Origin of the sequence: Streptomyces prasinopilosus (assembly GCF_001419695.1) — a bacterium.
GTDB lineage: Bacteria > Actinomycetota > Actinomycetes > Streptomycetales > Streptomycetaceae > Streptomyces > Streptomyces prasinopilosus.
In genome coordinates this window covers 1-1311 of the sequence record NZ_LIRG01000915.1, presented here as the reverse complement: position 1 = coordinate 1311, position 1311 = coordinate 1, and the positions used below count along the sequence as shown (strand labels likewise).

The following is a 1311-nucleotide window of genomic DNA, read 5'->3' as shown; positions in this document are numbered from 1 at the left end:
ACGCCTACCTCCAGCACGGCGGGCGTCCCGCCTTCGAGGTCCGTGCCGTGCTGGCCGCCACCCTCTCCCCCTCCTGGGGCATCTACAGCGGCTACGAACTGTGCGAGAACACCGCGCTGCGCGAGGGCTCGGAGGAGTACCTGGACTCCGAGAAGTACCAGCTCACCCCCCGCGACTGGGAGGCCGCCGAACGCGAGGGCCGCAGCATCGCCCCCCTGATCACCCGCCTCAACACCATCCGCCGGGAACACCCCGCACTGCGAGCGCTCAGGAACCTCCGTTTCCACCACACCGACAACGACTCGGTCATCGCGTACAGCAAGCGCAGCGGAGCGGACGCCGTCCTGGTGGTGGCCAACCTCGACCCCCACCACACCCGGGAGGCGACCGTCTCGCTGGACATGCCGCAACTCGGCCTGGACCGGCACGAGTCGTTCCCGGTGCGCGACGAACTCACCGGCGAGACCTACCACTGGGGCAGGGCCAACTACGTGCGTCTGGAACCGGGGCGAACTCCCGCGCACGTCCTGCACGTCCAGCGACCGCCCGCCGCACCGCGAACCGGAGGGCCAGGAGCGTCATGACCGTCAACGAACCAGTGCTGGACACCTTCGAGGACACCCCGGCCAGGGACCGGGACCCCGATTGGTTCAAGCGTGCCGTCTTCTACGAGGTCCTCGTCCGCTCCTTCCAGGACAGCAACGGCGACGGCATCGGGGACCTGAAAGGGCTGACCGCCAAGCTCGACTACCTGCAGTGGCTCGGCGTCGACTGCCTCTGGCTGCCCCCCTTCTTCAAGTCCCCGCTGCGCGACGGCGGTTACGACGTCGCCGACTACACCGCGGTGCTGCCCGAGTTCGGCGACCTCGCCGACTTCGTGGAGTTCGTGGACGCCGCCCACCAGCGGGGCATGCGCGTGATCATCGACTTCGTCATGAACCACACCAGCGACCAGCACCCGTGGTTCCAGGAGTCCCGCGTGGATCCCGGCGGCCCCTACGGCGACTTCTACATGTGGGCGGACGACGACAAGGGCTATCCGGACGCGCGGATCATCTTCGTCGACACCGAGGCCTCCAACTGGACCTACGACCCGGTCCGCGGGCAGTACTTCTTCCACCGCTTCTTCTCGCACCAGCCGGACCTCAACTACGAGAACCCGCGGGTCCAGGAGGAGATCCTGGCAGCCCTGCGCTTCTGGCTGGACCTGGGCATCGACGGTTTCCGGCTGGACGCCGTGCCCTACCTGTACGCGGCTGAGGGCACCAACTGCGAGAACCTGCCCGCCTCCCACGCCTTCCTGAAGCGGGT

General features: G+C 68.0%; 1 protein-coding gene and 1 pseudogene. Both read left to right on the top strand.

The features are described 5' to 3' along the window. Positions 1-584 (top strand): annotated as a pseudogene (locus AOK18_RS28430) (alpha-1,4-glucan--maltose-1-phosphate maltosyltransferase); the annotation flags it as partial. Further along, on the top strand, positions 581-1311 hold a 731-nt coding region (locus AOK18_RS28425), incomplete at its 3' end, for an alpha-amylase family glycosyl hydrolase (RefSeq protein ID WP_240503348.1). The pseudogene AOK18_RS28430 and the gene AOK18_RS28425, both read left to right, overlap by 4 nt.